The 25,705-nt window shown below is 47.9% G+C and carries 20 protein-coding genes and 2 pseudogenes; 11 read left to right on the top strand and 11 right to left on the bottom strand.

Translation table 11 applies throughout. The annotated features are described in order from the left end of the window. Nucleotides 1-124: 124 nt before the first annotated feature. The gene (locus PGW97_RS18085) at nt 125-1,549 is read left to right on the top strand and encodes an aminotransferase-like domain-containing protein (RefSeq protein ID WP_273860345.1); all 1,425 of its coding nucleotides are present in this window, start codon (nt 125-127) and stop codon (nt 1,547-1,549) included. On the opposite strand, the gene PGW97_RS18080 is transcribed toward PGW97_RS18085, so the two are convergent. Further along, nucleotides 1,528-2,448: an AraC family transcriptional regulator gene (locus PGW97_RS18080; protein ID WP_443147133.1), complete on the bottom strand. Its 921-nt coding sequence runs from the start codon at nt 2,446-2,448 to the stop codon at nt 1,528-1,530. The genes PGW97_RS18085 and PGW97_RS18080 overlap by 22 nt on opposite strands. Nucleotides 2,449-2,528: 80 nt before the next feature. Here PGW97_RS18080 and PGW97_RS18075 point away from each other — a divergent pair, with 80 nt between their 5' ends. Further along, entirely contained in the window at nt 2,529-3,287 is a 759-nt protein-coding gene (locus PGW97_RS18075; protein WP_273860344.1) for a glutamine amidotransferase-related protein, read from the top strand. A gap of 97 nt (nt 3,288-3,384) precedes the next feature. Here PGW97_RS18075 and PGW97_RS18070 read toward each other — a convergent pair whose 3' ends face one another. From PGW97_RS18070 to PGW97_RS18045, 6 genes are all read right to left on the bottom strand, one after another. After that, a complete protein-coding gene (locus PGW97_RS18070) occupies nt 3,385-3,933 on the bottom strand; it encodes a hypothetical protein (protein ID WP_273860343.1) in 549 nt (182 codons plus the stop codon). Between the two features lie 255 nt (nt 3,934-4,188). Next, on the bottom strand, nt 4,189-5,157 hold the full coding sequence (locus tag PGW97_RS18065; RefSeq protein ID WP_273860342.1) for a Csu type fimbrial protein: 969 nt from the start codon (nt 5,155-5,157) through the stop codon (nt 4,189-4,191). Continuing rightward, nucleotides 5,154-7,508 (bottom strand): fimbria/pilus outer membrane usher protein, encoded by a 2,355-nt coding sequence (locus PGW97_RS18060; RefSeq protein WP_273860668.1) that lies wholly within the window; start codon nt 7,506-7,508, stop codon nt 5,154-5,156. The genes PGW97_RS18065 and PGW97_RS18060 overlap by 4 nt, the downstream gene beginning before the upstream one ends. Before the next feature lie 118 nt (nt 7,509-7,626). After that, entirely contained in the window at nt 7,627-8,385 is a 759-nt protein-coding gene (locus tag PGW97_RS18055) for a fimbrial biogenesis chaperone (protein ID WP_273860341.1), read from the bottom strand. A gap of 21 nt (nt 8,386-8,406) precedes the next feature. Beyond that, nucleotides 8,407-8,934 (bottom strand): Csu type fimbrial protein, encoded by a 528-nt coding sequence (locus PGW97_RS18050; RefSeq protein WP_273860340.1) that lies wholly within the window; start codon nt 8,932-8,934, stop codon nt 8,407-8,409. A 3-nt stretch (nt 8,935-8,937) separates the two neighbouring features. After that, nucleotides 8,938-9,492 (bottom strand): Csu type fimbrial protein, encoded by a 555-nt coding sequence (locus tag PGW97_RS18045; RefSeq protein ID WP_273860339.1) that lies wholly within the window; start codon nt 9,490-9,492, stop codon nt 8,938-8,940. A 361-nt stretch (nt 9,493-9,853) separates the two neighbouring features. On the opposite strand from PGW97_RS18045, the gene PGW97_RS18040 reads away from it, so the two are divergent. The 5 genes and pseudogenes from PGW97_RS18040 to PGW97_RS18020 all read left to right on the top strand — a co-directional run bounded on the left by PGW97_RS18040 (nt 9,854) and on the right by PGW97_RS18020 (nt 13,826). Beyond that, nucleotides 9,854-10,939, top strand: coding sequence for a zinc-binding alcohol dehydrogenase family protein (locus PGW97_RS18040; RefSeq protein ID WP_273860338.1), 1,086 nt, complete (start codon nt 9,854-9,856; stop codon nt 10,937-10,939). Between the two features lie 151 nt (nt 10,940-11,090). After that, nucleotides 11,091-11,411, top strand: a complete 321-nt coding sequence (locus PGW97_RS18035; protein WP_273860337.1) for a putative quinol monooxygenase — start codon at nt 11,091-11,093, stop codon at nt 11,409-11,411. 57 nt (nt 11,412-11,468) lie between these two features. Further along, nucleotides 11,469-12,380: a LysR family transcriptional regulator gene (locus tag PGW97_RS18030; RefSeq protein ID WP_273860336.1), complete on the top strand. Its 912-nt coding sequence runs from the start codon at nt 11,469-11,471 to the stop codon at nt 12,378-12,380. Between the two features lie 235 nt (nt 12,381-12,615). Continuing rightward, nucleotides 12,616-12,922 (top strand): annotated as a pseudogene (locus tag PGW97_RS18025) (DUF1330 domain-containing protein). A gap of 60 nt (nt 12,923-12,982) precedes the next feature. Continuing rightward, nucleotides 12,983-13,826 (top strand): annotated as a pseudogene (locus tag PGW97_RS18020) (SDR family NAD(P)-dependent oxidoreductase). Nucleotides 13,827-14,051: 225 nt separating this feature from the next. On the opposite strand, the gene PGW97_RS18015 reads toward PGW97_RS18020, so the two are convergent. Next, complete coding sequence (locus tag PGW97_RS18015) at nt 14,052-15,629, bottom strand: alkaline phosphatase (protein WP_273860335.1); 1,578 nt, start codon at nt 15,627-15,629, stop codon at nt 14,052-14,054. 547 nt (nt 15,630-16,176) lie between these two features. Continuing rightward, nucleotides 16,177-17,973 carry an amidohydrolase gene (locus PGW97_RS18010; RefSeq protein ID WP_273860334.1) on the bottom strand — a complete coding sequence of 599 codons (1,797 nt, stop codon included), beginning with the start codon at nt 17,971-17,973 and terminating at the stop codon, nt 16,177-16,179. Nucleotides 17,974-18,574: 601 nt separating this feature from the next. Here PGW97_RS18010 and rsgA point away from each other — a divergent pair. Then, nucleotides 18,575-19,624, top strand: coding sequence for a ribosome small subunit-dependent GTPase A (gene rsgA, locus PGW97_RS18005; protein WP_273860333.1), 1,050 nt, complete (start codon nt 18,575-18,577; stop codon nt 19,622-19,624). 260 nt (nt 19,625-19,884) lie between these two features. On the opposite strand, the gene PGW97_RS18000 is transcribed toward rsgA, so the two are convergent. Beyond that, nucleotides 19,885-20,067, bottom strand: a complete 183-nt coding sequence (locus PGW97_RS18000; protein ID WP_273860332.1) for a hypothetical protein — start codon at nt 20,065-20,067, stop codon at nt 19,885-19,887. 324 nt (nt 20,068-20,391) lie between these two features. On the opposite strand from PGW97_RS18000, the gene PGW97_RS17995 reads away from it, so the two are divergent. The 3 genes from PGW97_RS17995 (at nt 20,392) to PGW97_RS17985 (ending at nt 24,775) form a co-directional block, all read left to right on the top strand. After that, nucleotides 20,392-22,287, top strand: a complete 1,896-nt coding sequence (locus PGW97_RS17995; RefSeq protein WP_273860331.1) for an SgrR family transcriptional regulator — start codon at nt 20,392-20,394, stop codon at nt 22,285-22,287. Nucleotides 22,288-22,522: 235 nt separating this feature from the next. After that, nucleotides 22,523-23,878, top strand: coding sequence for a DEAD/DEAH box helicase (locus PGW97_RS17990; protein ID WP_084712520.1), 1,356 nt, complete (start codon nt 22,523-22,525; stop codon nt 23,876-23,878). Between the two features lie 309 nt (nt 23,879-24,187). Beyond that, complete coding sequence (locus PGW97_RS17985; RefSeq protein WP_207104029.1) at nt 24,188-24,775, top strand: AAA family ATPase; 588 nt, start codon at nt 24,188-24,190, stop codon at nt 24,773-24,775. A 56-nt stretch (nt 24,776-24,831) separates the two neighbouring features. On the opposite strand, the gene PGW97_RS17980 is transcribed toward PGW97_RS17985, so the two are convergent. After that, nucleotides 24,832-25,467 carry a LysE family translocator gene (locus PGW97_RS17980; RefSeq protein WP_217392437.1) on the bottom strand — a complete coding sequence of 212 codons (636 nt, stop codon included), beginning with the start codon at nt 25,465-25,467 and terminating at the stop codon, nt 24,832-24,834. Nucleotides 25,468-25,705: the final 238 nt, after the last annotated feature.

The raw sequence follows: 25,705 nt of genomic DNA, 5'->3' as shown, positions 1-25,705 counted from the left end.
AACCAGGATGTACTTCCATGACAACGAACGGGCGACGCACTGGTTGCCGCTACCTGGCACGCGGCAAAAAACACGCCAAAGCAAACATGATGAGATAGGGATAAAACACGTGATGAGTGACGTAATGAATGAACAATCAGGCGCAAAGGCACCGAGATACAAGCAGTTAGCTAACAAGTTTGTTGCCGACATTCATGCCGGACGCTTAAAGCCGGGAACCCGAATGCCCTCGCTACGTCAGTTTGCCCGACAACAGCAGGTCAGCATCTCGACGGCTGTCAGCTGTTATGAAGAACTCAAGTCATTGGGTTGGATTTCAGCCCGTCCTCAGTCTGGCTTTTACATCTCCTCAGCCGAATTACCCCAAGATTCGTCGCATCCCTATCCGCAATGGAGCCAGTTTGTCAGCCAGGTTTCCACCCCAAAACCGGCACAAACCGTCTTTGAACATGGTCCTCTCGGCGTCTCGTTTTCTCCACTGGATGAGCAAGCGGTACGTGAAATGGAAATCAGCTTTCGCCGTGCGATAAGACGGATCGGCGACCGATTGTCCCGCTACCCCGACTATCAGGGCGAAATCTCACTGCGTCAGGCACTGGCCAACCACTTTACCCAGCAAGGCTTTCCTTTTCAGGCTGAAGAGCTGGTCATCAGCCATGGCTGCCTGTCGGCAATCAAAGCCGCACTGGAAACCTGTACCCGGCCTGGTGATGCCGTAGCCATCAACTCCCCCTGTTTCAATGGCCTGCTGGAGTTGCTGGCGCAAATGTCACTGAACATTGTCGAAATCCCGTCACTGGACGAAGGCATTGACTTGGCACAGTTGGAATTTCATCTGAAAGCGGGAAATGTTCAGGCGGGGCTGTTCAGCACAACATTTATGAATCCGCAGGGCATCACCATGTCCGTTGAGCAAAAAAAGCACCTGGCAAAACTCGCGAATCACTACCAAACCCCCATTATTGAAGACGATGTCTACCTGGAGTTATCGCACATGGGTGAGTTTGTCCTGCCAGCCAAATATTATGACGACGAGGGGTATATTCTGTGGTGTGGGTCGGTGTCTAAAACCTTGTCACCTAGCTACCGGTTGGGCTGGTGTCTGCCGGGAAGGTATCTTGAAAAATATCTGGCCAAGTTTTCTGCCGGATCGTTTGGCGTTGCCACTCAAATCCAGCTGGCGATTGCAGATGCTATCGAAACCGGTGCCTACACTCGTCTGCTCAGGAAAAAACAGATTCAGCTTTTAGGCCAAAAGCAGCGATACAGCGACTTCCTTCGCCAGCACCTGCCGAAAAACAGCCGTATCAGCCAACCGCAAGGCGGCATTGTACTCTGGTTACAAATCCCGGGGCTGGATGTAAAGGCAATGGAGCAGGATCTCCAAAAACACAAGGTCGACATTCGCCTTGGGCCGCTGTTTACTTCGCTCTCGCTCTATCAGGATTGCCTCCGGATTAATATCGGATATCCGCTCAATGAGGCGGTCAAAGAAGAATTGCAGACACTGATCGCGATTATTCGGCGTCACATTACCTCAGACGTCTGACAAAACTGGCCGGGGGTTATTCCAAATCGGATCTTAAATGCTTTGATGTAGGATGAGTCATTCTGATACCCGACCTGATGTGCCACAGCCTGTACCGGCACACCGACATCTAGCAAGGATAAGGAATAAATCAGACGCAGCTGCTGTCGCCACAGGGCAAAAGAAGTATTGAATTCTTTTACAAAAAGACGAGACAGTGTCCGCTCTGAAGCGCCAACAACCGCCCCCCATTTGGCCAACGACCAGTCCAGAGAAGGGGCGTCAGTTAACTGGTCAAAAATCTGTCTGATTCGCCTGTCTTGGGGGATGAGCAAACTGTAGGAATATGACTCTTCCTGATGAACCTGATCATATAGCATATCCAGTAAACGCAGCCGCTTATCGCGTTCTTCATCGTTCTGAGAGTGTAACCCGTTGTCCCACTTCTGGCATTCCTGATGTAATAGCAGAATCAGCGACTTCAAAAACGGCGTCATCGAAACTGGTTTTAGTCGATCACTGTAGCGGCGACCAAACGACGGATTAATATACAAGCCAATAAAGCGTGTTTCTGTCAGCGCCACTGACTCATGACGAACCCCAGCCGGAACAAACAGCGCCGACGTATGCGGCACCAGAAATTGCCGTTTCTGTTGCAGATATGAAGATAAAGGTGAAGAGCACCCGGCGGCTTCAGTCGCTTTTGTTGCTTCTGTTATTTGTGCTGATTTTATAACTGAGGTTACATCTGTTGCTTGAGTCTGCACGACCCCTTTTACCGGAAAAATCAATTGATGCCAGGTATGGTGATGCCAACTGTCTACCCAGCCTTTCGGCATCCCTATCACTTTAGCCCACACAACCTGATCGGGCTGGCTGGCTATAAATTCATTCGCGGGCATATCTTGGCGGGTTAGCATTGTTTAGTGTCTTTACAGCCTTATACGGACATCAAGTGCAAATTGTAACATGTCTTTGTTTTCAAAGTAGAGAGGCCAATATGCACATTCATTTTATCATTCACGAGTCATTTGAAGGGCCAGGCTATTTTAGCCTGTGGGCGCAGAAGCACCAGTACACCGTGTCTACCAGTCGGGTCTATCTGGGTGAGCCGCTGCCAGATTTAGATAACGAGACTCAAAGTCGTTTTGATCTGTTAATCGTCCTGGGAGGACCTCAAAACCCTGCCACATCCCAAGATGAATGCCCACACTTTGACACTTATGCCGAACAGCGACTGATTCGTGACGCAATGAGCAGGCAAAAAGCTGTCGTGGGCGTTTGTCTAGGTGCGCAACTGATCGGTGAAGCGCTTGGCGCAACGTACTCAGCCAGCCCGGAGAAAGAAATCGGCTACTTCCCTGTCAGACTGTCGGATCAAGGGCAATCAGATCCCAAGCTCTCCACCTTCAAGGCAGAAGAATTAGTCGGCCACTGGCACAACGACATGCCGGGGCTGACTGCTGACAGCCAGATACTAGCCACCAGCGAAGGCTGCCCACGACAGATTGTTCGCTACTCCAACCTGGTTTATGGCTTTCAGTGTCATCTGGAATTTCTGCAGGAACAACTGCCGCCACTGATTGAGCACGACGCACCAGTTTTTTGTCAGCAGGAAACCGCCCGCTCTCCGGCACGTTTTGTCCAGATGCCGGCAGATATACTGGCTTACGACACGACACGCATGAATCAACTGCTTGGTGATTTTCTCGATAAATTGGTAGCAGACTACAAAAAGGAACAAACAAAAACGCAGTGACCGTCACTTCTGGGTAACAAACCAATAAAAAGCCCGCCGGATTACTGTCTTGGCGGGCTTGTTATATCCATTGCCAAATAAAACTCAGACGATTGGATTATTCCAGTTCAAGCTGCACGTATGAGGTTTTGTAAGGCGAAACTGAGAATGTGCCGGTTGTATAAGACTCTTTCCCTACGCCATCACTTCTAACCTTCAGGTAATAACTGCCTGCCGGAACAACAATTTCGTTGAAAGAACTATTACCACCAAAGTAAATACCTTTATCAACCAGCCATCCTTCAGAGGTCACTTGGTAAATGGACCCCGAACATTTTACTTTACCAATTCCAGGGTGAGCACAAAAATCCAGAACCAATCGGGTCTGCCCTTTCGGGTTCTTTTCCTGTCTTGCAATCTTGATTGTACCGTAATCACGTGAGGATTTTTTTGCCTCATACGTTGCTATATGTTCTGCTTCAACAGAGTAGGTCCTTGGCGCCCCTGATGCTGGGATATTGGTTTTCGCTGTTATTGCTTTTTGTGATGATCCAAATACACCGCTAATTGCGCCATTAATACCATCATTCACAACAGTCTCAATATCATTGCTGGCACAACCAGACATTAGAAATAGCAGTGCAGATACAGCCGTAAACTTTTTCATTCATCACATCCTAAATTGTCATGAAATAGACTCTAAAAATAAATTCAAGCCATTACATAACAACCTAATATGCAACAAGCCTCGCAGCTATTATTCACATTTTTAACATTCGGAAAAGTTCTTAAAACGCTCGACCTCACAGTTTTAAGAATCGAAGGATAACTTTTGCATGAAAAAGCAAACATTCAACACTTCAGGTACAGCTGCACTCACTTTAAATTCAAACAAAAGTCAGCTGTGTTGTCATAAAGGGCCTTAAAACTGAACATCAACCACAATGGAATCCGTATAAATACCGGGTGGAGGCGTCGCTTGATCGGTTAAAATAGTTGCGGAGTAATTAAATGTCTGTGGTGTTATTCCATTAGGGGAACCCGCCCCACCATCGGCATCACCAGAACCACGCCGTTCACCGTTTGTACTTCCCCATCTATCCGTCCCTGAAGACTTATAAATTTCATAGGCCAGGTAATCGCTGCCAAAAGCCATTCGGCGTTGACCACTGACACTGTTCTGCCCATCGCTTAGTCCAACGGTATACACGCTGCCTTTAGTACAAGTTAACGAAATGGTTTGGTTAACAGGATCAAAGCCGGCTACAAGTGGGGCAGTACCAAAATTAAGGTCTGGTGCTGTAATAATACAATCAGGCGTTACTGTCAGTTCCAGGGTAATGGTACTTTGTGCCGAACCGCTATTACTACCGATACATATTTCGCCTACACTCACCACGCAGTAGGCCCACACCCATGAAACAGTGATGTGGTCGGTATATACGCCTGCTGACAGGTTGCTGTTTGCTTGGGTGCGAACATATAACGGAAACTCTGCCGATTTGCCAAAAAGATCAAATAGCTCGATCAAACCAGCGTCGAAGAAATTATAAGTCTGATCAAACTCGTACTTAAAGCTCAGGGCTGAGTCCGCAAAAATCTGATAAGCAAGGCTCGATTCAGAGTCCGCCTTAGTTTTCATTTGTCCGGCACCATGACTGGTAAACCTAACTGAAACTTTATCCCCGCTTAATACCGACAAAACAGAAACAAAATCACAGGTGATCCCCGCATGAGGCTGCGCGGAGCTTTGCTGCGGTGCCGTATTTACTGTCAGTGACGAGACACTACCAAACTGAACAAGGGGTGTTGGAGCTGTCAATTCACAGGCTATGCCAGGCATTGCCATTAACAGTAATAACCAAACACAACACACTCGGGTGGCTGTCATTGCAAACGCTCTCCATGTTCAGTTACGCAGGTTTGCTCACCAAGCATTTGTATCTCATGGCCTGATTGTTGATAAAGAGACTGGATGGCCACTCGGCAAGGTAAGCTATCCTGGGGATAAAAAGTAATAAACTCTCCGGGATTGCTCCCTTCGAAATAGGAAAAGCCATCCCACCCAATTTGGCTGGACAGCCCCGTATCAGAAACGCCATATGTCCCAAGCGGGAGGTACTGGCCGTGTGAATCCACAACTACCATGCTCAGCGCAACCTGCAAACTAACGGGGAAGCGCATCAGGTAACCATAGCCGGCATAGACAGATGCAAACTGCTCTGTGGTTGTAATCCGAGCATTGGCCGGCAAATTAAGAGGATCAATTTCATACTTCGCGGTGTAATAGGCCGTTGTCCAGGGAATGAGTAAATAGCCATTATCATTAGTCACCCCTACCACCTGATTTTCATACTTAACCGGAATATCACTAAAACCATCGGTACTGATTACGACAAAGCTGTCACTCACCTGATTAGCAGGAAATAACGTCCCGTCCATTAGGGCAATCGAGCCTGTGAATTCTGCATACTTATCATACTCACCGCTGACTCCGGATAGCCCGGTACGAAACTGAGCCCAGGAGGCTCGATAGGTCAGGTCGGCCTGCTTTCGATTGTCAGGTTTTTCATTGAGATCATGGGCAAGACTAATCCCCCAGCCGCCATCTAACGGCGCAAGTCGACTATAGCCTAACCGGCCATTCACATTGCCTTTTTCTTCCCTGCGAACCGTAAGCCCGACACTTCCGTTTTCAGTCCCGAGCGGTAATGAAAACTGCGAAAATGAAACAGATTCACCGTCGAAATCACAATTAAATGACAGTGACATATTGATATTAAACGGCAGGGGATAACTGTAAGTGATATTCAGGGTTCGTGAGCGAGCATCAGGCTGCTGAATATCAAAGTAACCTCCAGAAACCGATCCCCACTCCCCTAGGCGAACACCCGCATTGACTTGAGTGACACGTTTTGGCTTATCGGGAAAAGAGTCAGGTTTACTGTTACCTGCTGGCAAAACAGTGCTCGCCAATGTCGAGAAACTGGCTTCTTCCTGCTGGGTGCGAATACCAAAGCTGTAACGTCGGGATTGATAGCTATAACCGATTGAATGTGCATAAGCGCGGTCATGAGCATTGCTCACTCGTACCGAGGCATCAACCGTACCCAAATCAAAAACATTCATCACCACACCTGCACCAGACACCATCAGGTTATCAGTGATTTCCGTTTGCGTTTCAACCGTCAGACGCTCTGTTAATCCGAATCGCAATGCAGCCGTCAGGGCACCATCGCCGTAGTCATTTGAGTCATTGCCATAATTTTCCCTCAGTACGCCAAGACTAATGTTGTAAGAGGCATAACCCGGCTTCAATAATTGGGGGGACAGAAAGAATGGTGTGGTAATGGCCGTTTGACGCCCTTGGGCATCCGTCACAATCACGGTTGCTTCTCCAGCACCGGAGATCATCGGAATATTATTGATAACGTACGGCCCGGCTCCGACCATTATCGAATCCGTTTTCTGACCGTTCACAAACAAGTCCAGCGTGGTAGGAACGGTGGTTTCCCCATAAAACGCGGGTAACGGAGCGGTTACCACATCAGGTCTCATAGAAAAATCATGTGACAACTGAACCCCTGCCATGCGGGCAGGCTGCGTCCAGGACAGTGGCCTGACGATAAAGTCACCGGCCTCTAAACGCAGTAATCTCCCCTGATCCGCATACTCATAGCGTGTCTCAAAACGGGTATATTGACTGTCAGATAACTCTGTAGAATTGTGATTAACAACAAATTGATACAACCCTGTGGTCGTCAACACCCCCAGCTCTGAGAATGTTCGCAAATCATGATTCAAGGAAAAATTTGTTTGATGCGTCTCATTGCCGCTCAAACCAAAAACAGAGTAATTCAGCAGCCCTCCCCGGCCATATTGTGCAGGACGGAACCGATTAGCATCATGCGCCGAGACATTCTGAACCGGTAACCAGTGAGCAGGCACATTGATCGCTAACTGCTGTGTGAGCTGAAGATAGTTCACACTTACTCCCTGCAAATTAGATACGTCCAGCAGTGCCGATCTCATCCCCGCTGAATCAGGCAAAGCTTGCTCAAGAACACCCACAGCAATCAGATCGTCTGAAGCAATAAAATATGAGCGTCCGTTACGTTTCACATCCACGATCACGCCTGTTTCAACCTGATTAATTACCAGCTCCAATTTAAGATTCATCTTTTGAAAATACTCTGCGGAGTAGTGTTCCGGTTCAGGCAAATTCTGTAGCGGCTGTGCCATTTGTTCACAGTGACCCGATGCGTGAAAAAAGCTAAGAATTACCCCCGAACTGACCTTAATAATGAGCTTCAGACTGGTGTTTAGGCTGTTCTTCAAAATCAAAAAATATTCAGCCATTTTATAACAAAGCTATGGCGTAGCGTTTCCCTTCAATGCTGGCACTAATACTGGGTTTAGCGGAAATGGGACGCGATACCGGCCACTGTTTAAACTGGCCCGGCATGATATAACCCGCTAGCCCCGGCATTAATGGTGTTGTTTGTAGCCCCGGTGTTTCGAGCTGAACATCAACCAGCCTCACCGTACGTAAACCGCGATTTGTAATCCTTATGAATACCTTTTTATTCTCAGTAACAAACTGTGCCTGGAGATCTTTCCAGTGATCTTCGTCTGCATTCATGGTCGGTTTTACCGCTAAACCGTTACCGTAAATAAATAACGGCAATGAGTATCTCATTCGGATTTTTACGGCCATTGCCATTGTTTCTTCAACTTGCGTTGGTGGTTGAGCAGGAGGTAATTCATCAATGATGATTCGATATGCGGATTCCTGACCAGCCGGGATATTGGCCTGTACCAGCACCCTCACTAATTGTTTCTGCCCACCAGGAATTTGAACAAAAGGTGGGGTTGCGATGACTTGGTTTTGAACGGTATACGTATCCTGCCCATTATGTTGTTCCCAACGAAATATCCGCACTTGAAGATAGGCATCATCCCGGCCTTTATTTTCTATCCAAACTGATGTCGCTTTTTTATCTGCTGTAATCGTTGGATAGATTGGCCAAAGTAATAATGAATTTGCAGCCACACAGGAAGCTATAAGAACAAAAGACAAGACCGTCGAAAGTAACATCCTTGTTACTATAGTACGCATCGAAACTCTCCTTTTGATGCATTACCACTCTAAAGTGAGTGTGAAAGTATCCGAATAAAAGCCGGTGGTTTCATTGCCGGTTATTGTAGCCAGCCCCCAGATGGGAACCTGAATATCATTTGGTGAATCAGTGGTATTCACCGGATAAAGAACGTCAATATCAAAAATTGTTGTTCTGGCTGAGTCCTGGAACAATAAATAGGTCACCTTGGCATCTTCGCTGACATGCTTCATTTGCCGCAACCCATCTTCTTGATACAAGCCCCCATTCAATGCGACATTCATTGCCACTCCCGGAGTACAACTTAACATGAGAGACGAATTGTAGGTCACCGTGCTCTCTAGTTGTGTCGCAGAGAGAGTTGCCACTCTTCCAAAATCAAGCACCCCCATTTGCCCGACTGTCGTTGACGAGCCACTAACTGAACCATTCACCAGACACCCGGTATCAATGGTTGCTGTTACCTTAAATGAATCCGAGGAGGCAGTAACCATTGGTGCAGAAAAAACAAACAGTGCAATGATGGATACGGCATGACTAATTTTCACAGCCTACCAGCTTAGCGTCACATTCAATGTATCAGAATAACTGCCGGCAACATTGCTGGTTCCATATGCACGCCCATATAATTCAATGGTTTGTGGTGTTGTATCCGTAAACACTGCCATTAGAATTGAGGTATTGTTTTCGATTCTGTTACTTCGAGCGGGATCGCTGAAAATAGCGTAATCAACGTAATTACCAGAGCCATCACTCATTGTATGATTTCCATTTCCAACGCCACCAACAATACTGCCATCATTGTTCCCGCTTGCAATTGCAAATGATGGCGTAACACCACTGCTACACACCACCGCGATTCCATTAGCGGCCCCACCAGTTACGGCAGAATCTTGCTGGACAAAAACCGTAGGTACACTACCAAAATTGAGCGTACCAAAGTCAATAGCTGAGTCACCGTCCAGTGTGTTGTTTCCATTAATAACACACCCGGCTTCCAGTGATATATTGACATTAATGGTACCGCTGACACTCGCAGAGAAACTATTAGAGGACAAGCATAACAAAGCCACGGTTAAAACAGTGAAACGATAAGGTTTGGCCATATTCAACTCCATTGATTGCCGCGATAAAAGTGTCACCCACTCTTAAAGCTAAGTTTCTGTAATAGTTATAGTTGAACATAGACCACAAGATGCATATTCATTGTAAAAAACATCGTGCATCTTCCACAAAGCAACAAAACCAGAGGCTATTAACAACAGTAACAATAAGCCAGATCGCCTATTTGCAAACAGCAAAGTCACGCTAAATTCGCCTTGATACTTTACCTCAGCTGAAAGCCATTCCATGATTTTCAATTTTTCGTTGAAAGTCTTGTTTGCTTTGTCGTATTTATCAAAATCACCAGATGGTTACACTTCTTTCTGTCCACACTATTAACACCAGCTTTAGAGAGAATTAGCCATGTCTGTACCATCACCTGCAAACGAGAAAAGCACCATGAAAGCCATTGGTTACCAACACGCCCACGCACTGCCAGATGTTTTAGCAAACAATCAAGTCTCAGATCCTGCGGGGTCACTTCAGGACATCACTCTGCCGATGCCAACGGCTATCGGCCACGATATTTTGGTGGAAGTGAAAGCGATTTCGGTCAACCCGGTTGATACAAAAATACGCCAGCATCAGTCCGCTCAAGACGGCGAATGGAAAGTGCTGGGTTGGGATGCAGTTGGCACTGTCAAAGCCGTAGGCGATGAGGTCAGCCTGTTTTCAGTCGGTGATCGTGTCTGGTATGCCGGTGATTTATCTCGCTCCGGCAGTAATGCTCAGTACCAGCTGGTTGATGAGCGTATCACCAGTCTGGCTCCGGTTAGCCTTAGCGATGCTGAAGCTGCGGCATTACCGCTGACGACAATTACCGCCTGGGAAATGTTGTTTGATCGCCTGGAAGTGCAACGTTCAGAACACATCGAAGGTAACAAGCCCGCGATTCTGATCATCGGCGCTGCCGGCGGTGTCGGCTCCATCATGGTGCAACTGGCTCGTCAGCTGACAGATCTGACTGTTATTGGTACGGCTTCCCGCCCTGAAACCACCGCGTGGCTGGAACAGCTTGGTGCGCACCATGTTATTAATCACCGCAACCCGCTGAGCGAAGAACTGCAAACCATCGGCTTTGATAACGTTGATTACGTGGTTAGCCTGAACAATACCGATGAACACTATTCGGAAATCATCAAATCACTCAAGCCGCAGGGCAAATTCGGACTGATTGATGACCCCAAAAATCTGGATGCGATGCCGCTGAAACTAAAAAGTCTATCACTGCACTGGGAGCTGATGTTTACCCGCTCGCTGTTCCAGACTCACGATATGATCAAGCAGCATCAACTACTGGGCGAAGTCGCTCGCCTTATCGACAACGGTGAACTGAAAACCACGCTGGGTAACAACTTGGGGGCGATTAATGCAGATAACCTTCGCAAAGCCCACCAGCTGATCGAATCTCAAACGGCCAAAGGAAAAATTGTTCTTGAAGGCTTTTAATGCTTATTCATAAACATTAAACACCAAAAACAGACAGAACAGAGCAGGAAAGTGGCGGGTGTGAGTACGGAACACATACATGTACAACAGAGTGAGTAATAAACACTCGGATAAGCACAGCCACTTTCCATTCAAAAAGATGAGCACCAGAATGAACGCCAATAACAAAAAGGCCAATACCATGATCAATTTACACGCAGAAATTATTGCCAACCCGGATAAACGAGACGCTTTGCAGATAGCCCTTCAAAACCTGCTCGAGCCGACACGACAAGAAGAGGGCTGCTGCCAGTACGAGCTCTACCAGGACACTCAGGCACCGGATCGGTTTTTGATGCAAGAGGTTTGGTGCTCACAAGCATCTCTTGATGCTCATCAGAAAAGCCCTCACCTTGAAGCGTTTCGGCACCTTATCACCCGGAATAATCTCGTGAAACAATCAACACTCAGCTACTTACGTTTTATCGGCTAAATGCTACCCTTACGTCAAAATCATCACGAACAGCTGCTGTAACTGCCAATGAAAACCATGCAAGATTTTTACGTGTTTCTGGAGACAGCCAAGCAAGGCAGTTTTTCTAAAGCCGCCAATGTATTAGATCTGACGCCAGCCGCTGTCAGCGCCACCATTAAACGCTTAGAAACCCAGCTCGATACCATGCTGTTTGTGCGCTCGACACGTAACTTACGAATTACCGCTGAAGGTGAGCGATTCCGGGAAAAATGTCAGATCGCGGTCGACGCCATTGAAGAAGGCATTCAATTACTGAACCAAAAAGAAGATGTGCTGCAAGGTGACATCAAGCTGTCGATGCCATCCGACATTGGACGCAATCTGATCCTTCCCTGGATCGACGAATTTATGGATCAACATCCTCAGATCAGCATTTCCGTCGTGCTGTCAGACTCACTCACCAACATGTATACCGAACCGGTAGACGCCGCAATTCGTTATGGTATTCCTGGTGATTCCACCATGGTGGCTCTGCCGATTTGTCAGGAAAACCAACGCGTCGTTTGTGCGTCTCCTCATTTCCTGCAAACCAGCAGAGATATCCGCCATCCTACCGATCTGGAAGCCCTGAACTGCCTTAGCTTCATGTTATTCAGTGCTAACCATTCGCGCTGGCGTTTTTTTCAGGGGCAAGACTGGACAGAAGTCAAAGTTAGCGGAAACCGTAAAGCAAATGATGGGGATGTCGTAAAGCGCTGGGTTGTTGCCGGGAAAGGCATTGGTTATAAATCTCTACTGGATGTCAGCGAAGAGTTATTGGCCGGAAAATTGATTCGTCTGCTGACTGACTGGCAAGGCGAGCCGGCCCCTTTGTATCTGGTATGCCCGGACAGGCGGCAGCTCACCCCCGAGTTACGGATATTAAGGGAGTTTCTGGCAGAGAAGTGTCAAAATCAGCGGATACGGTGTGAGAAGTTACCGCGTTAATGTCGCGGTCCAGACTATAAAAATGTGCCAACGTAGCGATGTCAAAGTAACCAAGCACCTGCACCAGCTTAATAACGTAAACTCACTAACCCAATGCTACGTTCTCTCTAATTCGTATGAGTATTATCAACAAGATCTAAAAACTCATTCCAGCATGGGCCTCATTATCATTTCTCAGCCATGAAGTAGACTGTAGTTACGTTATCTAACAGCCTCAACAATATGGAGAGCACCTATGTCTACCTATTATTCCGGGCTGGAGGTCACCCCGACAGTGCAAGACTGGATTCCAGAATACATTGGCCCTGCCAACCGACTAGTTGCAAAATATGGCGGGAAATACTTAGCTCGTACCGACGTCATGAACGTCTTGAGGGCGACGCTCAATCTCCTGCACTGCGTATTATTATCGAGTGGCCTTCTCATAAGGCAGCGATCGACTTTATGAATGACCCGGAATATACCCCCCCCATTTGAAAGCACGGACTGCGGGCTCTGTTAGCCATCACGCTTTGATTGAAGGTAAAGACGATCTGGGCTAGCTGTTAACCGTTAACCGTTAACCGTTAACCGTTAACCAGAATCGATAAGGAATTTCTGTTATGCAAAACGTTATTTTGATTACTGGCGCGACGGATGGCATTGGTTTTGAGACTGCAAAAAATGCTGATAGCACTCGGTCACCATGTCATCGCTCATGGGCGCAACCCTTCAAAAGTTGCGGCTGTGATTAATCAGTTGAACAACATAGCAGGGGAAGGCACAGCAGAATCGGTCATAGCAGACCTTTCTGATCTGAAAACCGTGACCGCGATGGTTGAAGAAATCACACAGCGCTTTGGCAAAATAGATGTACTGATAAACAACGCCGGGGTATTCAATGCGCCTCAGACGATCACTCCGGATGGTCTGGACATTCGCTTTGTTGTAAATACCATTGCGCCGTATCTGCTTACTACTGCATTACTGCCTCTGCTACCCAAGACAGGCCGAGTGATAAATCTTTCGTCTGCGGCTCAGGCGCCAGTCAGCATCGAGGCACTGGAAGGCCGGGCTGGTCTAACTAAGACAGAGTCAGCTAACAAAACTGACGCATTGAGTGACAGCAATGCTTATGCGCAGAGCAAGCTGGCCCTGACAATGTGGTCTCGCTATCTGGGACAGAAATACAAACCGGAAGGGCCCATGATTGTGTCCGTTAACCCTAAATCATTACTGGGCAGCAAGATGGTCAAATCAGCTTTTGGCATCGCAGGCGGCGATCTCAGACTCGGCGCTGATATTCTGGTTCGAGCAACCCTGTCTGAAGAGTTTGCCCATGCGCATGGTTTGTACTTTGATAATGATCTAGAACGATTTGCTGAACCACACGGTCAAGCGCTTAACGATGACAAGGTAAAGCAAGTGGTCAACAGCATTGAAAGGCTTATCAGAGAGTTAACGTGAGCAACAGATTAGTGTTGACTGCTGGGTAAACAGAAGAGACAAAGACAAAGGAAAAAGAAAAAGAATACACACTGAAAAACTCATGCATTTGCCACAAACAAAACAGCCCTGGGCAAACGCTCAGGGCTGTTAGTCTTAGCCACAATTACATCATCAGGCTAAATTCTACATCATCAGGCTTAATTCAAAGCTCGCCTAAGTGGCAAACAAGTGACAAACAAACGCTTATTTCACCATGCCCTTGATGTATTCACCCAATTCTGAGTGGTGCATAATTTTTGAAACCGGCACAATCTCTTTCAGCGGTCCCCAGGCAAAGACGTTGACAGGAGTATGTGTGTGGGTGCCCGTCCCCCAAACTGTGTTCTGACCGGTTGCATGCTGGCGCGCCAGTACGTTGCCGCGGTCGTTGTACGGGAAGAAAGCATCAAAATCATTGATGGCTGGTACGTCCTCAGCAGACAGGTAACTGTGGTTATCTGCGTGGTAAGGATTCTTTTTCATCTTCAAAACGTCAGTAGCCTGAGCCACTGTGATTGGAAAATCGCTGTTGGCATTTACGATTTCAGCGAGTTTTTCAGGCGTTTGCTGTTTTTTGTCCAGCTTATCGAATTCGCTGAACATCGCAGCATAACTGAGCTTCTGGTTGTAAAGACCATCTAAAATATCAAACTTACCGAAGTTGAAGTTAGGCGCATAATCCTGCTTCTGGAACGCTTCACCTGAACGTTTTTCCGGTTTTGGCAGATCAGCCGATGAATAGCTGAAGCCGAAGGAACCGGTTTCATGGTCAGCCGTAACGATGATTAGCGTGTCGTCACGATCTTTCGCCCAGTTATAAACGGCATTTACAGCTTCATCGAACTTAAGCATTTCATGCAGCATTGTGCCTGCATCGTTGCTGTGACCAGCCCAATCAATCTGACCACCTTCAACCATCAGGAAGAAACCATCTTCGTCTTTTGAAAGTACGTTGATCGCCTTCTCAGTCATCTCTTTCAGTGATGGTTGAGTACGTTCCGGGTCATTTTTCGTATTGCTGTAGGCAATACCGTCATTCATGCCTGAATCAGAGAACAGACCCAGTAACTTATTACCTTGTGCCTGTTCCAGCATCTCTCTGTTGAAGGCCAGACTATAGCCATCATTTTTTGCTTCAGTCAGCAGATTGCGCTCATCCTTACGCTTCGATGTCAGCTTCACATCACCGTGAGTCAGTGTTGCAAGCGCTTTATAAGTGTCGCCTTTCTCGTTGGTTGATTGTGGAATCCAGTGACGAAGACCACCTGACAACATGACATCCGCGCCCGTAGTCAGCATGTCCGATGCAATGTCGTTTTCCAGTGAACGGTGCGGCTGGTGTGCGGCAAACGCCGCAGGTGTCGCGTGGGTCAGACGGGTATCGGAAACCAGACCAGTGGCTTTGCCGACACGTTTGGCTTTTTCAAGAACGGTTTCAACATGATCGCCGTTCGAGTTAATGCCAATCACTTCAGAAGCCGTAGGTAAGCCCGTAGCCAGCATGGTTGCTGAACAGGCTGAATCGACAACAATCGACTCTTCCGGGTTCGTCATGGATGAGCCGATCACGCCATCCTGAGCGAGTTTATACAGTGCGGTAGTGTCGCCTTTGTAGATTGAATGCGGAGCATTCTTTGCGTAGGCTTCCAGCAGACCAACTTGCTGCGGGCCCATGCCATCACCGATCATCAAGATAACGTTTTTTATCTCTGCCGACAGTGCTGAAAAGGAAATAGTAGAAGTGGCTACAGCGAAAGCGAGAGGTTTAACTAAGTGTTTCATCTTGGTTCCTAATGTATAAATGCGGCGCTAGTTAACCAATCTTTTTTTACGTTTTTATTGCAGCCATCAAAAGTTTTTCTAAGGACAACGATCACCGGCATCCAATCAACAATCATTTAAACAACCAGCTCTGAAATCAGGCCAGGAGCAAACATCATCAGATTTAAAATAAAATAAGCCTTAATAATTAAGTATTTATCAATAATCACTTACCCTAAAAAATGTTAGGAAAAAATCGAAATCATTACGCTTATTTTATGATTTGAAAGGCTAATAAGGCGTTCAATTTTCGCCTTTTTATATCGACCAAGCTACCAAACTTAACAAAAAGACGATGCTCGAATACCACGACATGAATGGGAAAATAACTCGCAAATGAGTCATCTAAATATTAATTTCATAACTCATTCCATTATCCAATAAGCGGCTTTCACAGAATATCTAAATTACCCCCTCCCAAAAAACAAAAAGCAAAACCGAAAAAAACAAGGGCAATAGCTTGCCCTTGATGATAGGTATTGTTAACCAAAGCCTTTAGACCATCGACCTAATGCGCATGATGCATCAAACCAGATTCAACCATCGCGGTAGTGGCAACAGCACTGCACCGCGCGGATTCTATACATCCTCCGTTATTGGCTTGCTCATCGCTGCGATAGACGGTGACCCCTTCTTTGATGGTCTCTTCAACACGGATATCGGCCAGTTTTTCAGGTTCCACTTTCAGCGGATTGGCAGAAAGAACAACCAGATCCGCCAATTTACCGACCTCAAGTGAACCTTTGTTTTGCTCTTCCTTGTATTGAGTCGCCGCCCACAGAGTTTGTGATTTCAGCCCTTCAAGCGATGACACCCGCTGATCCGGCCCGATAAGGCGACCTGTCCGGCTCACACGGTTGACCGTAGCATAATAAACTCGCATTGAGTCAGGTAACGCCACCGGAGAATCGTGGTGAGAGGTAAAGATCATGCCTAATTCACGCGCCCACCCGGTCGGAGAAATGTTCTGTGCCCGCTCTTTACCCAGTACGGAATCACTGTGCCAGTCTCCCCAATAAAAGGTATGCATCGGGAAAAATGCCGGGAAAATACCCAGGCGTTTAAACGCCTCCACCTGATCTTTTCGAGCTGTCTGAGCATGGATAGCCACAAAACCACGGTCCGGCTTGCCATGTTTTTCTTCACTGGCTTCGACTCCTTTGATCAACTGGTCAATCGCCGCATCACCGTTGACATGAGTAAGCAACTGCCACCCCTTACTTTGAGCGAGTTCGATATATTTACCGGCCTGTTCATCACTCATACTGGAATAGCCTTTGTAACCCGCCTCTTGTCCTTCTGGCGGAACCAAATACGGCTCGGTCAGCCAGGCAGTCTTACCCTGAGGAGAGCCATCGAGATTAAGCTTGGCCCCTGCAACGCGAAAACCGTTCGTGTATTCGCTGGCGTAATAGGGTGGAACAATAACATCACGGGCTATCTGAATATCAGCATAGGCTGCCACATCAATTGGCAACTTGGCTTTTTGTGCTAGCTCATACATGGTTTTAACGGCAGAAGTAGAGGCACGCCCCTCCTGAGCGGTGGTGTAACCAAAGCTGGCGTACAGTGCCATACCTGCTTTGAAGATAGCCTCGTTTTCTGTCGGACTCAGCTTGGCAAACATGGGAAGTAACGAGCCAAAGAAAGCCGTTTCTTCTAAAACACCATTAGGTGTTTTACCGTCAGCTTCCCGACGGATTTTTCCCCCTTCAGGATCTTGGCTGTCAGGCCCAATACCTGCCAAGGCTAACGCCTTGCTATTGAGTGTGGCCAAGTGACCCGACTGATGGATGATGATCACAGGGAGATCTGCTGACACCGCATCCAGTTCTTGCCGGGTAGGATGACGCCCTTCTTTAAGTTGTGAGTCGTCATATCCAAAGCCCAGAATGATGCCATGCTGCTTGTTTTGCGGTTTTGATGCCCATGCGTTCAATGATTCCTGCAACGCAGATATGCTGTCTACAGACCCATCAGGCTCAGCCAGCAGATTCGCGGATAAAGCCTGAATCCCGGTATTAAAGACGTGGCCATGGGCATCTATGAACCCCGGAATCAGTGTTTTTCCATGCAAATCGACGATTTTAGTTTCTTCATCTTGTAACTTCATCACGTCAGCTTCACTACCAAGCGCCAATATTCGACCATTTTTAATCGCCAGTGCCTGCACTGATGGCGCGCTATCGTTGACAGTGACAATATCACCGCCGAGATAGATGGTTTGTGCTGTGGGCTTCGGAGGACTGACAGCATAAGCGGAACTGGCTGCTAGCAAGGAGATAACAATGGGAGCAATTCTCATAAGGGGTCTCCAGATAATGAAAAACACAAGTCACGGCATTACGCTGCGCAAATACAACGGCACGAACGCAACGTATCGCTGAAACGAATTGCTGAGAAGGATTCTTTATCAGAGTAAGACATATTCATTGTATAGGGCGAGATTCCACTATTAATGTGAGTGCATAGACGAAATTGATGGCCGATTCACACTACTTGGTACACGAAGAAGTGACCATGGTCTTTCGCCGTATGTGAAGCAAGACCAACTCTAAAAACACGACTCAGAGCCAAAACGCCTATCTTTCCTCTGGCGCCGAATATTTTCTGTGCTAGTATCTTCATCACATTCGTGTTTTAAACCACCAAAACACGTATTGACAACAGCACTATTTCACTACGGCACTATCTCATTACAACATAAGGAGAACACGATGATTGTATTCAAAACCCACCCGGCAACGATGAATCGCTGAGCGGACGTTTTTCCAATATAACTTTCTGACTTCCCTCAACGCCCTTCTCTTTGCCCGGTGCTCTTAACCGGGGTTCATCTGTATTCATTTGACCCTCAATATTCTGTTTCTGCATACAGAGCGATTCTGCATGCTTAGGGAAAAGTAATGAATTCCAAAATTACACTCAGCCAACTGGGTTGGCAGCCTGTATTTCAACAACAACTGACACTTGAAGACTTAGAACAGACCCGCATTGGCCGAATACTGGCGCATCATCGCAGCGGATATAGTGTCCAAACCGAACAGGGTGACGTTCACTTGCCGATGCACCATGCCATGCCGCCCATGACTGTGGGTGACTGGTTGCTGCTGGATCTGAATCAGCAATTCGTCCGCCTGCTGGAACGCTCGTCGCTGTTCAGCCGCAAGGCAGCCGGGAGCAAAGTGGCCGAGCAATTTATCGCCGCCAATGTAGATACCCTATTTATCGTCAGTTCGCTGAATAATGACTTCAACCTCAGCCGGATTGAGCGCTACCTGGCGTTAGCACGTGAAACCGGTGTTGAACCGGTGATCGTCCTGACAAAACAAGACTTATGTGGTGACCATGACAAGATACGGGCGGAGGTTCAGCGCCTGAATCCGCTTCTGATGGTGGAAACAGTCAATGGGCTGGATCCGACCAGTTGTGACGTCCTTAATAACTGGTGCGGTACGGGCAAAACCGTGGCTTTCATGGGGTCGTCCGGTGTGGGGAAATCCACCTTGGTGAACACCCTGATGGGAGATGACATTCAGCAAACCAGCGGCATTCGCGAAGATGACAGCAAGGGTCGGCATACCACGACATCCCGCTCGCTGCATTTTATGCCAAGCGGCGCGATTCTGATCGACACCCCCGGAATGCGCGAGCTGCAAATTGCAGACTGTGAAGCCGGGTTAAATGCACTGTTTGCTGATATCGACAGACTGGCAGAACAATGTCGCTTCAGTGATTGTCAGCACCAGAGCGAACCGGGCTGCGCGGTACTTCAGGCGATTGACAGTGGCGAGCTCGATCCTCGACGAGTGAAGAACTATTTCAAGCTGCTCCGCGAGCAGGCAAGAAACAGTGAGTCACTCAACAAGCAACGTGAACGTGCGAAATCAAAACAGTTGGGGCGGCATTACAAGTCAGTTCAATCCGAATCCCGACTTCTGAAAAAAGGGTATTAAGCGGATACCTTATAGCCAAACAGGCACTGTAATAAAAAACGCCTGATATGAACAAAGCCCGCTATTTGGCATGATTTACGGCCAGATAGCGGGCTTTTAACGTTGGTCAGGCTTATCCTCAACAGACTGACCTCTTCGTAAAAATCGACATTGCAACAGGAAACGACGTTTCAGAAAGAAGCGATATCTGACAGAAAGCTCGTGGGGGTATCAGGAGCATGACTGTAAGCCGTTTACCCTGCCAGACATCGCTATGTTGATTACCCGTTCAGCAAATCAAGCATCGCTGACAGGGCGATTTTTTCTAACCGACTATTACTGCGCATTAATTGCTGGCGAAAGTAGACTGTCATAGTTCTGGCGTCAGTTCTGGCGTCAGTTCTGGCGTCGTTACAGAAGACACTCTGCTGTTTTTGTTGGGTTTTATCTGGATTTTTCATCATTTTATCTCCCTTTTCTCGTCATCAGTGTCGCGCCGAAACCGGAAAGTAAAAAGAGAGCAAATACGGAAAAACCTTGCCGCATAACTGCCTTCTGACACAAAAAACTCGCCTGAAACAGCGATAAAAAAGGAAATACGGAACAGATAGAATGAAACATTGCTTCTTTTTGTTTCAGGAATTTCGCTATCATGAAACTAAGTGGACGAAGCTATATGAATAAAGCTCTGCAAATGAGCGATGAAAATAACGCTAGGTAACTAAAGCGGTACCACTCAATCTATTCACCAAACTTACACGCCACTGGGCCTGTGATAATTTAACGCTGTGTCTGACCTCAATTTATTGCGCTACTATGCGCGGCTGACTCCCATGGGTGTGGGGGAAGCCATTAAAACATCGTTGCCTGACATTTCTGACAGCCTGTTTACCAGCTTGCGCCATGCCCGAAGCCTGCTTGCCCAGATGCAAGAGGCCGGATGGCTGCTCTGGCAACCCAAAGTTGGCCGAAACCAACGCTCTACCCTATTACTGAACCGGGATTTGGGTGATCTCAAACAAGAGCTGGCGGCCGAACGGATACGGGAAGGCAAATACGAAAAAGCGCGGGCAATCCTGGATGATGACAATCTGGCCTTTAGCCGTTTACTGCAAAATACCTCCGGTGCCTCTATGCGCGAGGGGCGGCTGCATATCCAACTGACCTACAAGCGCCCCTTTGAACGCCTTGTTCCGCATCAGATACAGCGCTCCAGTGAACGATTTTTCCTGCGCCAGATATACTGCTGCCTGGTGTCCAGCGATCGTGAGGGTCACCTTAAACCCGAACTGGCCCATCACTGGCATTATGATGCCGACAATTTGCAGTGGACCTTTTATCTGAGGCCGGGGCTGGTTTTCCATAACGGGACGCCCATTGATGCCGATACCATTGCGACGCTGTTTACCCGTCTGAGCAGCCTGACGGAATACCAGACTGAGATGGCGCATGTGATCAGTGTCAGTGCGCCACAGCCTCAGACTGTGGTCTTTACCCTGTCAGAGCCGGATCTGGGATTTGGTGGCATGATCTCTGGCGTGCGCTATTCCATTCAGCCGCCGGGGCAGGTGAATCATGCACAAACACCCGCCGTTGTAGGATGTGGCCCATTTGAGGTTATTGAACATACCGCGACTCAGCTCCGCCTGCAGGCGTTTGATCGCTATTATGGCTGCCGGGCATTGACGGATCAGGTCACTATCTGGCTGATCGACGAGCAGGATCAACGGCAACCCCACATCCGGACAAACCACCCGGATATCCCCTATCCAAATGCGAATATCCCTCCGGCTGAAACATGCAAAGAGCTCGAAGGAACAGCCCCTATCGGGATGCCTGGCTCACTGGACAGCACATCAGGAAACACAACCAAAAACACAACTCAACCATGGGCTGACTCAGCCAATAGTGAGGCGGCCTGCAACTACTATCTTGCCCCTAAACTGAGTGACCCAACCTGCGAGGAAAACCTGCATTCTCAGGTCGAAGACGGCTGCATGTTCATTTTGTTCAACCAGCAAAGCGCCCATGCCCTCACCAGCGCTCAGCGACGTTATCTTTCCAGCTTTCTGTCTGCAGACAAGCTGGCCGAACACCTAAATCAGCGTGGCGCGCAGTTTGGTTCAGTGCTGGCGGGCAACCTGCTTTCGCACTGGCACGTTATTACCCGGCCTCAAGCCCCGTTCAGCAAACTGCCGAAACAGCTTTCGATCGCGGTGTACGATTATACCGCCCTGAAAAACTGCGCCTATGGTATTCAGGCATTGCTGGAGCCGGAAGGGATCCGTGTCAAAGTCAATGTCTACGCATATCGTGACCTGATTGAACGTTGCCAGCAGCATTTGCTGACGGAAGATATGGTGGTGACCAATATCAATCTTGATGATAACCGCCACGCCTCCGCATTCAGCAACCTGTTTAACAATGCGGTGCTGCATCACTGTATCGGCGAGCAAGCCAGCCAATGGTTCCAGCATTCCCTGCGACAACTACGAGCCAGCACACCACTGGAACACTATCTGGATGCACTGGAGCCCATTGCCTCAACGTTGATCACCGAGTACTGGCTAACGCCTCTGTTTCATCATCGCCAGACGCTGCGATTTAAGGGTGTGCTGAAAGATGTTGAGCTGACCAACTGGGGCTGGCCTGACATCAAAAACGTCTGGTCCACCAGCGAATAGAATTGTTAGTTGGCTGCGGCAGTAAGCTGGGGCAGTAAAATACCAGCGCGTTCGCTTAAAAAACCCAGTCGTCATGATTTCCTGCCGATAAATGCCGGTATCCGCGATGGTTGTATAAGTCGATTTACCTCACATTTAATGTCTCTTATGACAAAGGTTCGTGATAGAATCGCGCGCTTCATGTAAGGCAGAGATAACTCTGCCTTATCGCATTCAGTACATACAGAGACGATTCATGCCATTCTCTAAACTTGGATTAAGCGAATCACTGACTAAAGCAGTGAATGAGCTCGGATACAGCGAACCGACCACCATTCAGGCGAAAGCGATTCCTGTTGTTCTGCAGGGACAAAACCTTATCGCTGCGGCGCAAACCGGTACTGGTAAAACCGCTAGCTTTGTCCTGCCGATTCTTGAAAAACTGAGCAAAGGCGAAACCAAGCGCAAGAAACGTATTCGTGCTCTGATTCTGGTACCAACCCGTGAACTGGCCATTCAGGTGGAAGAGAAAATCACCCAGTACGGTAAACACACCGGGTTGACGTCTCTGGCGATGTACGGTGGTGTAGATGAACAACAACAGAAACAACGCTTGATCGAAGGCGTTGATGTACTGGTTGCCACCCCGGGCCGATTGATTGATATGTATGGTCGCCGCGCTGTCTACTTCGAAGAAGTGGAAATGGTGGTGCTGGATGAAGCCGACCGCATGCTGGATATGGGCTTCATTGATGACATCGAAAAGATTCTTGATCGTTTGCCTGAAAACATTCAGTTCCTGCTGTTCTCTGCAACTCTGTCACGTAAAGTCCGTGATTTGGCAAAATCCGTGGTCGAAAACCCGCATGAGATCACCATTGCGGCAAATCAGGCGTCAAAATCAAACATTGAACAATGGCTGATCACCGTCGACAAAGACAAAAAATCCGCGCTACTGAGCCATTTGATTCAGGAAAACCAGTGGGATCAGGCACTGATCTTCATCGAAACCAAGCATGGTGCAGCCAAACTGGTTTCTCAGCTGGAAAAACGCGGCATTGCAGCCGAAGCATTCCACAGCGGTCGCAGCCAGGCGATTCGCGCGCAGCTGCTGGAAGATTTCAAAGCCGGATCGATCAAATACCTGATCGCAACAGGTGTGGCAGCACGTGGTATCGACATTGAAGACCTGTCGCGCGTAGTGAACTATGATCTGCCTTTCCCGGCTGACGAATATGTACACCGTATAGGCCGTACAGGCCGAGCCAATGCCACGGGTGAAGCGATTTCGTTTGTATCAAAAGACAACTTCAAGAACCTGTGCATGATCGAAAGCCGCCTGGGCCACCTGATTGAGCGCCGTGAAGTGGAAGGCTTTGCGCCGAAAAAGCCTGTCCCGGTAACGATTCTGAACTACGTGCCGAAAACTAAGCATGTCGATCAAGACCCAACGGACAAACCGCAAAAGCGTGCGAACCCAGGTAATAGATCTAACCGCAACAACACAAATAACCGAAAACCTCGTTCTGCCTCAAAAGCCAAACCTAACACAGGCAATAGGACTGACGGCAGAAAAGACAGCAGACAAGCCGTCAGAAAAGCCGACAAATAACGGCACGACCTGAACTTGCCAAAGCCTCTTCCCTTGGAAGGGGCTTTTTCATCTCCCCGCGCTACGGTTGCCATCACCAAGTTCACCCAAAGTATTGCCCCTATCGCCAAATCGCCAAATCGCCAAATCACCAAATCGCCAAATCGCCAAATCGCCAAATCGCCAAATCGCCAAATCGCCAAATCGCCAAAGATTAAATCCCGGCACACAATTCGCCAGCCAGCCTAACACCTACCTTAACTCAGCTCGAACAAGCTCCTTTTTCTTTTTTGGCTAAGCTTTGTTAATAACAGTCAGTCAGAGGCCGAGATGAAAAAGCAGTTGCAAGTTGTCGTAACAGGCGGCCCCGGTGGCGGCAAAACCACCGCACTGGATCTCTTTCGCAGAGAGCTGTGCCATAAAATTGCGGTGGTTCCCGAGGCCGCCACAGTACTCTTTTCCAGTGGCATAACACGCTCGGACAATGAACAGTTGATAAAAATGGTCCAGAAAACCATTTTTCATCTTCAGAAGAATTTGGAAGACATCTACAAAGTACAATACCCGGAGAGGCTGCTGGTCTGCGACCGAGGGTCACTCGACGGATTGGCATACTGGCCCGGAACGGAAAGTGATTTTTTTAAAGAAGTAAACTCAACGTTTGAAGAAGAAATCGCACGTTATGACGCGGTGATTTTTTTTGAATCAGCGGGCGCCACCGGGCACGATATCAGCAGCAATAACCCGGTCAGAAACGAGTCGTCTGAGCAGGCTGCCCTGATAGACGTCAAACTGCAAAAAATTTGGTCGAGACACCCCCAGTTCTATTTCGTTGGCAGCTCAGAATCTTTTGTCCGAAAAATCATGTTTGGCATCATGACGCTGGAAAATGTGATCAACCGATACCAAAGGCCATAACCGTCATAAATACCGAGCGATAGATACATGACGGCACTACAGAATTCCCGTCACTGTTATGGCCTGAAGCCATCCATGACAAATTTGCTTCCTATCGAGCCCATTAACAAGCCCGCCCCTTTATTGATATGGGACTTAAAGCGTAAATATCCTCTTTGTGCTTTCGCGCTGGAAAGCAGAGTCGCCACAAAGGCATACCATGAAAAGTTCAGTAAAAACACACTGAATGCTAATATCCAGGTTGTGTGTTCTGGCACGTCAGCAGGTAACAACGCGGCAAATACGCTGCTAAAGACAATGGCTGTTTTGGGATTGCTCAGTTGCGTAATTAGACCCAGCGACATCGCTTTCAGAGGCTTAGGGCGACCGGGCTCCGTAGCTGTGTTGGCGGACAGAGAGTCTTTGCTGGTACGCCACATTTTCGCACCCAGGTAGCAAAGGTACAGGCCACCTAACACCTTAAATGTCATGTACAGTTCGGGGACCACCTTAAATAAAGTGATGAGACCCGATGAAGCCAAAAAGGCAAAGATCGTCGCCCCAAGACCTAAACCCAGAGCTATCGATACCGCTTCTATTCTCGACTTCGACATAGCTGTTTGGGCAACTAAAACAAATGACGGGCCCGGTGTCATCGCACCAAAGAGTAACAAGGAAACCATAGGCAACACAAAGAGGTACTGCTCAACCATGATTAAAAATCCCTTTCAGTTTAGATGCTGACTTAGTGACCTAGACCTGACACCTGTTATAGTCATTGGGTACGGGTTAATCCCGCAGGAGAAAATACATTTCATCTTAACGCGATATCGCCAGAAAACCAGAACAGCATGAAACTGTTTCTATCATGTTCAAAATCCAATGACCCAAGTTCAAAATCCAAATACGCGATTTATAGTTACTCTTCAATACGTTAAAGACCACTCCTCA

Source organism: Photobacterium sp. GSS17, from assembly GCF_028621875.1.
Classification (GTDB): domain Bacteria; phylum Pseudomonadota; class Gammaproteobacteria; order Enterobacterales; family Vibrionaceae; genus Photobacterium; species Photobacterium ganghwense.
Note: the sequence above shows the minus strand (reverse complement) of the source record. Positions and strands in the feature narration are given on the sequence as shown.